Raw genomic sequence first — 12,622 nt, 5'->3', positions numbered from 1 at the left:
GCGAAGAGGGGACTTATGAAAGAAGGGCAAATACGGAAACGGGCGCGCGGCATTGATCGGGCGTTTGATATTCTTGATCATTTGCGCTCTGTCAAAGTCTCGCAACGGCCTGCCGAGATCGCCCAGGCGCTCGGCGCGCCGACCTCTACGATCTATGATCTGATCAGCGTTCTGCTGGAACATGGCATGCTCGAGGTCACCAATGCCAACGGATCGGTGTTCCTTGGGCGTCGTGTCTATTTCCTTGGGCTGGCCTATCGCGAATATTTCGATCTGACCCGCGAAGCCGGTGTGGTGCTGGATGAAATCACCGCCACCACCAAGGAAACATCGCAGTTCTGCATGCTGGACGGCAACAAATATACCGTCGCCCTGCAACGCGAAGGTAGCCGTCCATTCCGCATCAGCGCCAATGTCGGGGAACGCACTCCGATCCCATGGACGGCATCGGGGCGGCTGTTGCTGGGCCATTTTTCCGATGATGAAATCCGCGATCTGATTCCGGCAGACGATTTTGTCCTGCCCGATGGCAGCCATACCGATTTTGATGCCTATATCGCCGAAATCCGGCAGGCAGCAAAAGACGGGTTCTTTTCCTTCGACAGCATCGTTGACACCTTCACACATTGCTTCGCCGCCCCGATCCACGATCAGAACGGCGTGTGTGTTGCAACGGTATGTATTGTCGCACCCAAGGATGATGCCCGCAAAAACTATGCGCAATATCGCGATGCGCTAAAATCCGCCGGTGACAAACTATCCCATAACGTCTGATGTCTTATCCGTCCGCGCGCAATATCTGTGCGTGGAGCAATGCCGGTTTCTTTGTGCTGAAAAGAGAAAGCGGCGGTTATCGTTTCCCGCATCGATAACCACCGCTGTTCCACCTTGAGAGGCCTGCGGGGAGAGAGACCCGCAGGTGAGAGACAAGCCTTTTGGGGACAAGTGCGAATGGGTTGCATTCGCGGGCTGTGTCGAGACCCGTTATAGGTCAGGAAAAATGACTGCGCAAGTGAAAATCGTTCGCATTTGCATAAAATTTTTGGTTGAGAGTTTAGTGGTGTTTCTATCCCGACTAAAATGGTTGGTTAATGTCGCGGTTTTCTGCGGATTTCAGGTCGAAAATGCCAAAAAGACCGCACGAATTGTGCGGCCTTCCGGGTTGGATTAAACGACGGTATTTAGATGGAAATACGCCGCAGATGATTGTCCCAATGAAGCGATTTAAGCGAATCGTCGGGTAATTCGACGCGGTTTCGGCGAATCGCATCCATGCGCCACCCATTGCCAAGGCCGCTGGTACCAACGAACTGGCCTGCAACATCTGTCGCGGCAAGGCCGCAGCCATCCGGGGCGGCGATATGGGTCAGGAAGTCCGATGTTTTGACATCCCAGAATGTGATCAACCCGCCGCGTGGGCAGGAAATGCCAAATACCTGTCCCGATGCGTCAAAGCGCACCGATCCGCAATATTGCCGCATGCGCAGCTGGACATTATCCGGGGCTTCGATCGGGCGGATTTCGCTACCTGGCTGCCATAGCCCAACCAGCGGTACCTGATCGGTCAGTTCCCCCTGATACTGGAAGCCCGCTGCAATTGTCCCGTTGGGGGCGACATCAAGATGGCGGATGGATAATTGATGCCAGTCGGCTTTAAGTGCCGCCTGGTGGATCAGTTTTCCGGTATGGCGATCAATGATCGACAGGTTCGGTTCCATACTGTCGATATTAAGGGCCGTCCGGCCATCAAAGTCCGGGTGGGTGTGCAAGCCACCATTGGCGATGACAAGGCTTTCGCCGTCGGGCATCAGGTGCAATTCATGCGGTCCGGTGCCAAAGCTGTCAAATTCGGCAATGCGGCGATATCCGTCTTCGGCATCCCAGACAGAAACAACCCCGCGGGCATGGTCGAAATCATTCTCAGTGATATACAGAAACCGCCCGTCATCGGAATAAACCGCGTGCCCGTAAAACCGCCGGTCTTTCGGGCAATGCAGCTTGGCGCGGACCTCCCCGCTATGGCGATCAAGGATCAGGCCATAAAGACCCGGCCTGCGTTCAACTGCGGCCACATCGACATGGTTCGGGCGCAGGCCAAGGTCATGACCCCGGCCGGGCAGGGCCTGTTCAAACAGGATCTTGCCATTGGCGTTGAACGCGCTGACATAAAAATCATCATGATCCCCGGCACTGGCGGAAATATAATGCGCCCGGTCTTCAATAGATGTTGGTGCGGCGCCACGCGCAATGCTGATCGGCAACAGGGTAAAGGCCCCGCCAACACCCATGAGTTTCAAAAACTCGCGTCGTTGATGTTTCATTTTCTGACCTCTTGTATGCCTAGTCACCGTCAAGCGCGTTAAACCCGCCGCCCAACTGTGTCGTGCCGCCAACATCGCCTTCGACCAGCGTATTGACGAAACTGACCTGCCCGGCAAAGTCGGCGAGTTTCTGATAACCGTCTGGCTGATCCAAAAGCTCGACAATCGATGGCGGCAGTTTATCAAGCGCATCCGCCATGGTTTGCCAGTTCAGCCGGAAGGACCGATCCAGAAGGCTGCTGTCGATCAGAGCTGACAGGCCTTTGCCTTCTTCGCCGGTATCACCCCACTTGCCGTCATAAATCGCAAACAGCCCGGTCAGGTTATGGGTGATATTGCGCAGGGACCGTTTGGATGTCGGGCTTTCGGCCCGGCTGGCTTTGCCGTCCTTTGGTCCGTCGCCAAGCGGACGGCCAAGTTTCTGACTGACAATGATCAGAAGTCCTTCGTGAAGCGCACGATAAAGGTCGGTCGCGGCAAATTTGGCATCCGGGTAATCCATGCTGTCCGGGCCGGCTTCCATCATGCCCTGGGCAAAAGCTGGCCATTCGTCAACCAGTTCACCGGTCATGCGTTCCAGATTGGCGCCAATGGCCCCGCCATAACCGCACAGGAACACGCCATCCTCGTCATCATCCAGAAGCTTGGGTGACAGCTTGTCGTCAAACAGGACCTGCTCAAGCGCCGGGAACCCCTGCAACGCAGCACTGGTTTCGGCTATTTTTTCCCGGTCGGTATAGATCGCGGGCTTGTCAAACATCAGCTTGCGAAACTGCCTTGTCGCCGTACCATGTTTGTCAGGCCAGTATTCGATATGCTGATCGCGACCATTGGCCACCATCGGCCCCATGCGCCACGGCTGCACTTCCTGCCACACATCCATGGCCGCGTGGAAATCCTCGCGCACCTCGTCAAGGCCATCCTGATCGGGCTCGGCACAGAAATCATCGATTTCGTCGGACAGGTTTGCGGTCGCGTCATGCAGCGCATCAAGCTTGGGCGGCATGACCACGCCCAGAAGATGTTCAAGAACCGGACGGTAATTTTCATCGGGGATATCGGCACGTGCACCGGGCGGTGCCAAGCCCACTGTCAGCAAGGCAGTTGCCCCCAAAAGGGCGGCTTTGCGAGTGCGACACAGGAAAGGCATGATATCCCCCGAACAGTAAGGCTTATAAAATAACGCTTATAAAGAATTCAAAAACGCGATCAACTTGCTGCGATCCGATGATGGCAAGAATGTGACGGCGTCGCGCGCGGGTTTTGCCTCGCCCCCGTGCCACAGAACCGCTTCCAGAATGCTGCGCGCACGCCCGTCATGCAAGTAACCGGCACGTGAATCTACTTCCTGTGCGCGGCCCAATCCCCAAAGGGGTGGTGTGCGCCATTCCGTACCGCTCGCCTCGGCTTCGGGCCGATGATCGGCAAGCCCGTCACCCATGTCATGCAAAAGCAAATCGGTATAAGGCCAGATCATCTGCCCGGATTGTTCCGTCATATCGGCACGTTCTGGCAATTGATAGCTTGGCGTGTGGCAGGATGCGCATCCGATTGAATTGAAAATCTCGCGCCCGGCCATGACATCCGGATCGGATGCGTTTTGTCGCATCGGGGGAGCGATGTTGCGCGCGTAATAAAGCACAAGATCGGTAATCTGGTCATGGGCCTCAAGATTATCGAACTCGGGATCGTTGCCATCCGGCGCACCGCGACAAAGGCTCTGGGCTTCGGTGCAGTCGCCATATCCGTTCGGATAAAGCGGGGTTGAAAGGCCGATATCGAACTGGAATGCATTCTGGTTCTGCTGATCAAGGGTTGGCATTCCGGCCTTCCAGCCAAACCGCCCGATGGCGAGCTCGTCCTTTGCAATATCCCAAACCCGGTTGACCCGGCCCGATATGCCGTTCCCGTCGCGATCCTTCGGATCGGCGTTGGCAAGCAGGACCTCATCTGGAATGGCTTCCAGCAATCCCAGCCCGATCATTGGCGGGGCAATGCGCGGTGAAATCATTACATCATCATGCAATGGCCCATAGGCCAGATCAGCCATGCCATAGGTTGGATGACGCAATTCGACCATGGCGCCATCGGCAAGCTCGATGGTCTGGGTATCATAACGGACTGTAACCTTGCCCTCGGCCGGGACGGACGGGATCGAAAAATCCTGAAACTGTCCGCCATAAACCGGATCGGGCAGGGTCGATAGACGCCCCGTTGCCAGCAATTCCCGATCCGTATCATTTTGCGGCGGGATCGACAGGCGCAGCAACATGGATGTTGCCCCGGCTGATGGATCGTTTTCATCGACCGGATGGCCGCGGCCATTGCGGATATGGCACCCGTTGCAGGCGCGCGAATTAAATAGCGGCCCCAAACCGTCTGCTGCCTTGGTGCGCGTCGGGGCGGTTACCCAAAGCCTTTGAAAAAGGGCCTCGCCAAGCTTGAAAGCAAGCCGCTTTTCAAAGGTCATATTTGCCGAATGATGGGTGAATGCCATTCGCCCGGTTTTCTTCTGCCATGTCGTCGCCCCGCCCGGCAGGGCATCGGCGGGCAACGTTTCGTCGGCAAATGCCGGAGTCATTGCCCCGAAGACAAGGGCGGTCGCAATCATGAAACGGGAAAGGTGCATGGCGGGAAGCTGCATGGAATTCTTCTAATCGTAAAAGCGAAACGGCGGGAGAAAAATTCCCCCGCCGTCGGACTCATTTGGGGCATGACCCCGAATGCGGATCGTATCTGATCAATTGATCGAGGTCGGATTGTCAAGGCTGTCCGAACCTTCGAACTCGATCCCGTCAACGCCAATCGCGGCAACGATCTGTTCGATCGATTTGGTCTGATCGACAAGCGCATCGACAAAGGTCTGAACAACGGCATTGCCGTCTTCATTGTCCATCGCGATCAGCTGGTCGAAATGCTCGCCCGCCTGTGCGCGGCTGACCATGGCTTTACCGGCCAGAACCGATGCCGCCAGTTTGGCGCGCAGTTCGGTATCAAGGCCTTCATCCTCGGCGGCAACCATGTCCGAAAGCGATGGGCCTTCGACGACCGAACCGTCAACACGGTTATAGCGGCCAAGATAAACGTTCTGGATACCCAGCGCGTCATAGTAGTGCGAATTGTGGGTATTGTCCGAGAAGCAGTCATGCTCTTCTTCCGGATCATGCAGCAACAGGCCAAGCTTGGTGCGCTCGCCTGCCAGTTCACCATAAGAAAGCGAACCCATGCCGGTCACAATCGCGGTCAGGCCCGGAACGCCATCACCTTCAAGGACGGTTGAGCGTGCTTCGCCACCATCGGCCCACTGTGCGGTCATCCATTCCAGATCGGAAACCAGAAGATCGGTTGCGGCTTTAAGATAAGTGCCACGACGGTCGCAATTGCCATTGGTGCAGGCATCACCCGCAGCATAATCGGTCCAGGCGCGAGCACCGGCACCGGCTTCGGTTCCGTTCAGGTCCTGGCCCCACAGAAGGAATTCAATGGCGTGGTAGCCGGTGGCAACGTTGCTTTCAACGTCGTCAATTTCATGCAGGCTTTCGATCAGCGCGCCATCGATGGTCGACGCATCAAGGGTTTCACCAGAAATGCTAAGGCTCGGATTGGCAACCACATTGGCAGTATAAGCCGGGTTTTCTTCGTTTTCTTCGCCGTAAAGATCGGTTTCGACATAGTCGATCAGACCTTCGTCCAGCGGCCATGCGTTAACCTTGCCTTCCCAGTCGTCGACAATCGCGTTGCCGAAACGGTAAACTTCGGTCTGCTGATAGGGCACACGTGAAGCCAGCCATGCGGATTTCGCTGCATCGAAAGTTGCCTGCGACGGATCAGAAACCAGCGCGTTGACAGCAGACTGAAGCTGCTTGGCGGTGGTAACCGAGTCTTCGTAACCGGCATGTGCGATATCGGCATAGGTGGTCAGGACGTCTTTTGCGCCCGGCGCGGCATAGGCCTGTGCGCCAAGGGTGGATGCCAGTGCAGCCATCCCCAGAATTTTAACGAGTTTCATAGGAGTTCCCATCTGTCCCTGAAGGTGAGCCAAGGGCATAGCCCATCATGCTTCCGCATAATAGTTACTGCTTGTGATAATGATTTGCAAACTTCAAATATCTCAACAAGCAGATTTTCCACATTTTTTGCTGTGATAACCGGAATTTGACCTGCACTTTCGGCCGGATCGGGGCATCATCACAATCTTGCATTATTTGCCCGCGCAAAAAGCAGAAAAGGGGACCTGCGTATGAGCGATCAGATTGAACCGCAAAAAACCGTCCGGCTTTGGGATTTTCCCGTGCGCCTGTTTCACTGGGCGCTGGTGATCGCGATTGTGACATCCTGGTGGTCCAATCAGGAAGTCATGATCGATATCCATGCGATTTCAGGATACAGCGTGCTCGCACTCGTACTTTTTCGCATCATCTGGGGATTTGTCGGCAGTTCGAACGCGCGCTTTGCCGGTTTTGTCGCCGGACCGCGCAAGGTGATCGGCTATATGCGCAAACTTCCAAACGGCTCGGCCCGCGACCTGACTTATCCGGGGCATAACCCGGCGGGCGGCTGGATGGTTGTTGTGTTGCTCGTACTGGTCGCAGTCCAGGCGATAAGCGGCCTTTTCACCAGCGAGGATACCTTCCTGTTCTTTGACGGTCCGCTGGTTGCCTATGTCAGCTCCGATGTCGCCAGCACGATGAATTTCATTCACCACACCAATATCAATCTGATTTACGCCGCGGTAGCACTGCATGTTCTGGCAGCGATCTTCTATCTGATGATCAAGCGCGAAAACCTGATCGGTGCAATGATCACGGGTGTACGCAAAGTCCCCGAAAGCATGGTAACCGGCTTCATGCAAATCCGGTTTGCCTCCCCGGTCCTCGGGATTGCGATTCTCGTGGTTTGTGGTCTGGCAGTGTGGGGAATGGTCACACTGGCCCGCGGATAAAGAAATCCCCGAAAGGCTTTTCCTGTCGTGCTGCCGGGGGAAGGCAGCAAGGGGGGGATGACAGGACCTTTCGGGGACGTCCGAGCTTGCTCGTGCCCGGTATCTTCGATCTGTTACTTCGAACGGTATTCGTCGTGGCAGCCTTTGCAGGATTTGCCAAGTTCGCCAAGGGCAGCCCCCATCGCTCCCTTATCCCCGGCGGCAGCGGCAAGGTTCAGGGCTGCGGTTTTCAGTTCCGGGAAGCGACCGGAAAATTCATCCCAATTGGTCCAGACGTCTGGCTTCGCGGTGGTCTTTACCGATGCGTCTGCGGTGTTCTGTTCGAACGCGGCCGGGGCGGCAGTGGCGGAAAACGCAATGCCATTGGCAAGGTTGCGGATCACGCCATCAGGCAGTTCGCACTGGCCCTTCATGTAGCAGCCAAGTGTCCCCATCGCACCACCGATGCCATCCATCAGCATCTGACGGGTTTGAACGGTTTCGTTATCCATCGCCTCGTCGGCCTGTGCAGTACCAAATACCCCCAGACCAAGGGCAAGGGATGCGGTCATCAAACCGGCGGTCACAATATGCTTCATGGCTCTCTCGTTGGTTGTCTCTCTGAAACTCTCTGACGGATCGGGGTGTTGCGAGCGACCCCGGGTCTTTTATTTCTTATATTAAGGTCACAAGCATTGTTGCCTATGACTTACCGCTGCGCTTAGTCTCCCAATTGCGCCCCGAAATTCGGAATCACAACCGCGTGATCACCGAATAAATTATTGTAAATGACGTGCACAAGGAAACGCCCCCAAATGTCCGCTGTGTCCAACGCCGCCCCCGATGCCAGCCAAACCGCCATTTCCAATGGCAGATCGCGCGCCCGCAGGCTGATCTCCGACTGGAACCTTGATAAGGCATTTATCAATGGCGAATGGGCACGTGCTGATTCGCGCGAAGCCATTGATGTGTATGATCCGGCAACCGGCAAGGTGATCGGGGATGTGCCCTTCATGCGCACATCCGAGGCACGGCGCGCGATTGATGCGGCGGATGCGGCGTTTCCGGCATGGTCGCGCATGCTGGCAAAGGAACGATCCGGCTACCTCAAACGCTGGCGCGATCTTTTGGAACAGTATCAGGATGATCTGGCCGCTCTTATCACGCTTGAACAGGGTAAGCCTTATGATCAGGCATTGCGCGAAGTCGTCGGCGCCATTGCCTATGCCGAATGGTATGCCGAGGAAGCCAAGCGCGCCTATGGCCAAACCATGCCCGCGACCCAGCGCGACCGGCGCGTAGTGGTGCAAAAGCATCCCGTGGGTGTGGTGGCGGCGATCACGCCATGGAACTTCCCGTTGACGATGGTCGTGCGCAAATGTGCCCCGGCGCTGGCGGCGGGGTGCACAATTGTTGTCAAACCGGCCGAAGATACCCCGATTTCCGCCCTGGCCGCCGCCAAACTTGCCGAAATGGCCGGTTTCCCGGCGGGGGTGTTTAACGTCGTGACCGGCCAGCCCATGCCGATTGGCGAGGCCCTGACAGGAGATCCGCGTGTGCGGATGCTGTCCTTCACCGGCTCGACCGAGGTCGGCAAACGGCTGATGGTGCAATGTGCGCCGACGGTTAAGAAACTGTCGCTGGAACTGGGCGGCAATGCGCCTTTCATCGTGATGGATGATGCCGATATTGATGCCGCCGTGGCCGGGGCCATGATTTCCAAATTCCGCAACAGCGGCCAGACCTGCGTCTGTGCCAACCGCATTTTCGTGCAGGACGGGGTTTATGAAAGCTTTGTCGAAAAATTCATCGCCGCAAGTCATGCGCAGACCATCGGCAACGGCTTCATTCCCGGTACGGATATTGGCCCGCTGATCAATCGTCAGGCGGTGGCAAAAGTTGAACGATTGATCGATGATGCGAAAAAACGTGGCGCGACCCTGCATTACGGTGCTGACCGCCCCGAAGAAGGCCATTTCATCCGGCCGCTGGTGATGACCGATGTATCCCTTGATGCTGATTGCTTTAACGAGGAACTGTTTGCCCCGGTTGCGCCGATCTATCGTTTCAGAACCGAGGCCGAGGTGATCGAACTTTCCAACCGGGTACGTGCCGGTCTGTCGTCTTACCTTTTCAGTCGTGATATCGGCCGTATCCAGCGGATCGCCGATGGGCTTGAAACCGGGGTGGTTGGTATCAACGATGGCACCACGTCCCACGAAGGTGCGCCGTTTGGCGGCGTGAAGGAAAGCGGGCAGGGCCGCGAAGGTGGTCATTGGGGGCTGGAAGAATATCTTGAACCCAAATATCTGAATTATGCCCTGGGCTGAACCCTCGAATATTCGCTGACTTTCGTGCAATAATTCTAAGATCGCAGAACGGCAATTTTGCGCACCACTATTGCCGTTCTGCGATTTCTTAATCAGCCATGCAAAATTGAACGGTGTGCAGTTCCCGGAATCGAGTCTGCAATTTAAAGCCGTTTTGTCGGCAAATTGCCATTTAAGACCCCGTCTGAAGCATCAGAAACGCCCTGTTTGATCTGCCTCAATCCCTTTATACGCAAAGGATAGAGGTCTAATTGATCCGGCCTGTTCGGATTGTGTTTGAACTGTGTAAAACAGGTCGGGGAAAATTTCGTTCAAGTTGAATGGCTTATTTGTCATGAGACAATCATGCGTCTTTCGCATGAAATGATTATGACGGACTTGTGTCTGGATATGCGTCAAATGCATGGGTGAGGTGAAAAAACTCGTCTCGTAGGATCGAATAAACAGGCGTACACCGGCTTCAGAACAAATCAACGCGAAACCGGAGCGCACATAGCTCCGCCTGTTATGGAAAGGATAAAGCCATGCGTCGTTATGGTGATTACGATCTGACCACGCTGCAGCGCGAAGCCGAAAAACTCCGTGCTCAGGCGATCCGCAAAGCCGTTGTTACTTTGGCCCGCAAAATTGCTTCCCTGTTTGGCGGTAACCGCCTTCCGGGTGGCCGTCCGGCTGGTGCCTAAGCTTAACGCTTGGCGATGAATACCGGGTCGAATGACCCAAGAAACACCCCCGCATTCCTCCCATGCGGGGGTGTTTTGATTCCCATTCCCACCACAGGGCTTCACGCCACCGTCCGGTCCCGCTATTAAAGGGAATAACCAGATAACCCGATTGCGGAGCGTGCCTGATGAAACTTGCCCATTATGCCTTTGGCGAAGAAAACCGTGACAATGGCACGCTTGTGATCCTGCACGGGCTGTTCGGGCAGGCGCGTAACTGGACCGCCATCGCGCGGCGTCTGGCGGAAAAGTATCACGTGGTCACCGCAGATCTTCGCAATCATGGCCGGTCCGACTGGGACATGAACATGACCTATCCGGCGATGGCATCGGACATCGCCGAGCTGATCCGGGATGTTGCCAATGGCCCGGTCCACCTGATCGGACATTCGATGGGAGGCAAGGCATCAATGGTGCTGACCCTGTCACAGGATGCGGATCTGGTAGCCGATCTGGTTGTGGTTGATATTGCGCCTGTGATCTATGATCATGACTATACCGGCTATATCAGTGCCATGAAGTCTGTGGATTTCGATGCGGTATCGCGGCGCGCCGAAGTCGAAGACGCACTTGTCAGTGGCGTCTCGGAAAAGGGTGTGCGTCAGTTCCTGGCGCAGAATGTCGCGACCGACAAGGAAACCGGCAAAATGTCATGGCAGGTCAATATCGATGCCATGGCCAACCACCTTTCCGACATTACCGGTTGGCCTGAAACGGTGGGGGGCAGTTTTGATCGCGATGTGCTGTTCATATCCGGTGCCAATTCGCATTATGTCGATCCCAAGGATCGCGATCACATCAAATCGCTGTTTCCCAAGGCAGCCTTTACCAGCATCAAGGGCGCAGGCCACTGGGTCCATGCCGAAAAACCCGATGCGGTATTGTTGACCCTGTCTGCTTTTCTGAACCGCTGACGGATATTTTGACATGACCGAGCTTCCCAAAGGTTGGAACTTGCCGGAAAACGACGATATACGCGTTCAGAATATCGAATGCCTGTCGGATAACTGGTATCACCTGTATCGCGTCAGCTTTGATCTGCGCCGAAGCAACGGCGAATGGCAGTCCCAGCAACGCGAAGCCTATGACAGGGGCAACGGGGCGGCCATCCTGCTTTATAACCGCGCGGCTGGCACCGTGATCCTGACACGGCAATTTCGCCTGCCATCCTTTGTGAATGGCAATGAAAACGGCATGCTGATCGAAGTTCCGGCAGGGTTGCTTGACGATCGCGATCCGGCATCCGCCGTGATTGCCGAGGTCGAAGAAGAAACCGGTTACAGGATCGGCAAACCGCAGAAGGTCTTCGATCTGTTCATGAGCCCGGGTTCGGTTACCGAACGTTTGCACCTGTTCGTGGCCGAAGTCACAAGCGATCATCGCGCGGGCGAGGGCGGTGGTTTGCATGAAGAGGGCGAGGATATCCACGTGCTTGAAGTGCCTTTCAAAGACGCATTGGCCATGATATCGGATGGCCGCATCAGGGATGCCAAAACCGTCATTCTGTTGCAGCATGCCGTGTTAAACGGCCTGTTTGATTGATGTTTTTGCAGCGTTACCAAGGTAATTCGCTACCATCATAGGCAAAGAAACCGCCGCTTTGTGATGGTTGCAATCCGTCAATCACCATCAACATATTGGCCGTTGCCTGATCGGGGCTTTGTACATTGAGCCCCGATTTGGCAAACGGGCCAGAAAGGCCGGTATCAACCGTGCCAGGATGCAGGGCGACGCAGATGGCATTGCGTTTGCTGCGTGCAAGTTCGATGGCGGTGCATTTGACCAACTGGTTCAATGCGGCCTTTGCCGCCCGGTAACTGTACCAGCCGCCCATCCGGTTATCGCCGATGCTGCCGACCTTGGCCGACAGGGTGGCAAAGACCGATTTGCCGTCGCGCGGCAATAACGGCGTGAAATACTTCATCAGCAAAGCCGGACCAATGGCGTTGATCAGAAACGATTTCGCCATGTAATCGGCATCGATCTGGCGCAATGATTTTTCCGGCTGAAATACCTCGTCATGCAGATAACCGGTGGCATCGATGATCAGGCGAACGGATTGGTTCTGGGCAGATGCCTGATCGCGAACAAAGGCGGCGGCATTTTCGATGCTGCCGGGATCGGCAAAATCAATGGCGGGTTCGGTGCTGCGCGATAGTTCGATCACACCATCAAACCGGCCACAATCGCGAAGATGTCTCACAAATGCCCGACCGATGCCGCCGGTTGCCCCAATTACAATTGCGATGCTGGCAGCATCAAAGCTTTGCAGTTTGGGTGCGGGTGGTGTCGACATGATCTGATCCCCGATCTGGTTTTTTATTCTGT

12 protein-coding genes are annotated in these 12,622 nt (G+C 55.6%); 6 read left to right on the top strand and 6 right to left on the bottom strand.

Annotation, left to right across the window (positions count from 1 at the left end; genetic code table 11):
• Window positions 1-15 precede the first annotated feature (15 nt).
• Window positions 16-774, top strand: a complete 759-nt coding sequence (locus tag TH468_RS00250; protein WP_085641732.1) for an IclR family transcriptional regulator — start codon at window positions 16-18, stop codon at window positions 772-774.
• Window positions 775-1,181: 407 nt separating this feature from the next.
• Here the strand turns inward: TH468_RS00250 and TH468_RS00245 are convergent, their stop codons facing one another.
• From TH468_RS00245 to TH468_RS00230, 4 genes are all read right to left on the bottom strand, one after another.
• On the bottom strand, window positions 1,182-2,321 hold the full coding sequence (locus TH468_RS00245) for a DUF1513 domain-containing protein (RefSeq protein ID WP_085641731.1): 1,140 nt from the start codon (window positions 2,319-2,321) through the stop codon (window positions 1,182-1,184).
• Between the two features lie 19 nt (window positions 2,322-2,340).
• Window positions 2,341-3,471 carry an imelysin family protein gene (locus TH468_RS00240; RefSeq protein WP_085641730.1) on the bottom strand — a complete coding sequence of 377 codons (1,131 nt, stop codon included), beginning with the start codon at window positions 3,469-3,471 and terminating at the stop codon, window positions 2,341-2,343.
• Between the two features lie 36 nt (window positions 3,472-3,507).
• Entirely contained in the window at window positions 3,508-4,965 is a 1,458-nt protein-coding gene (locus TH468_RS00235; RefSeq protein ID WP_085641729.1) for a di-heme oxidoredictase family protein, read from the bottom strand.
• A gap of 96 nt (window positions 4,966-5,061) precedes the next feature.
• A complete protein-coding gene (locus tag TH468_RS00230) occupies window positions 5,062-6,330 on the bottom strand; it encodes an imelysin family protein (protein WP_085641728.1) in 1,269 nt (422 codons plus the stop codon).
• Window positions 6,331-6,561: 231 nt separating this feature from the next.
• Between TH468_RS00230 and TH468_RS00225 the strand changes: the two genes are divergently transcribed.
• Complete coding sequence (locus TH468_RS00225; RefSeq protein ID WP_085641727.1) at window positions 6,562-7,263, top strand: cytochrome b/b6 domain-containing protein; 702 nt, start codon at window positions 6,562-6,564, stop codon at window positions 7,261-7,263.
• Between the two features lie 113 nt (window positions 7,264-7,376).
• Here TH468_RS00225 and TH468_RS00220 read toward each other — a convergent pair whose 3' ends face one another.
• On the bottom strand, window positions 7,377-7,841 hold the full coding sequence (locus TH468_RS00220) for a cytochrome c (protein WP_085641726.1): 465 nt from the start codon (window positions 7,839-7,841) through the stop codon (window positions 7,377-7,379).
• 216 nt (window positions 7,842-8,057) lie between these two features.
• Here TH468_RS00220 and TH468_RS00215 point away from each other — a divergent pair, with 216 nt between their 5' ends.
• From TH468_RS00215 to TH468_RS00205, 4 genes are all read left to right on the top strand, one after another.
• Window positions 8,058-9,572: an NAD-dependent succinate-semialdehyde dehydrogenase gene (locus tag TH468_RS00215; protein WP_246832169.1), complete on the top strand. Its 1,515-nt coding sequence runs from the start codon at window positions 8,058-8,060 to the stop codon at window positions 9,570-9,572.
• Window positions 9,573-10,096: 524 nt separating this feature from the next.
• Entirely contained in the window at window positions 10,097-10,255 is a 159-nt protein-coding gene (locus TH468_RS21555; protein ID WP_156484639.1) for an RSP_7527 family protein, read from the top strand.
• A 167-nt stretch (window positions 10,256-10,422) separates the two neighbouring features.
• Complete coding sequence (locus TH468_RS00210; protein WP_085641725.1) at window positions 10,423-11,208, top strand: alpha/beta fold hydrolase; 786 nt, start codon at window positions 10,423-10,425, stop codon at window positions 11,206-11,208.
• 13 nt (window positions 11,209-11,221) lie between these two features.
• Window positions 11,222-11,836 carry an NUDIX domain-containing protein gene (locus TH468_RS00205; RefSeq protein ID WP_085641724.1) on the top strand — a complete coding sequence of 205 codons (615 nt, stop codon included), beginning with the start codon at window positions 11,222-11,224 and terminating at the stop codon, window positions 11,834-11,836.
• Window positions 11,837-11,849: 13 nt separating this feature from the next.
• On the opposite strand, the gene TH468_RS00200 is transcribed toward TH468_RS00205, so the two are convergent.
• Entirely contained in the window at window positions 11,850-12,590 is a 741-nt protein-coding gene (locus tag TH468_RS00200; protein WP_085641723.1) for an SDR family NAD(P)-dependent oxidoreductase, read from the bottom strand.
• Window positions 12,591-12,622 lie beyond the last annotated feature (32 nt).

The sequence above is a fragment of the Thalassospira sp. MCCC 1A03138 genome, assembly GCF_002115785.1.
Classification (GTDB): domain Bacteria; phylum Pseudomonadota; class Alphaproteobacteria; order Rhodospirillales; family Thalassospiraceae; genus Thalassospira.
Note: the sequence above shows the minus strand (reverse complement) of the source record. Positions and strands in the feature narration are given on the sequence as shown.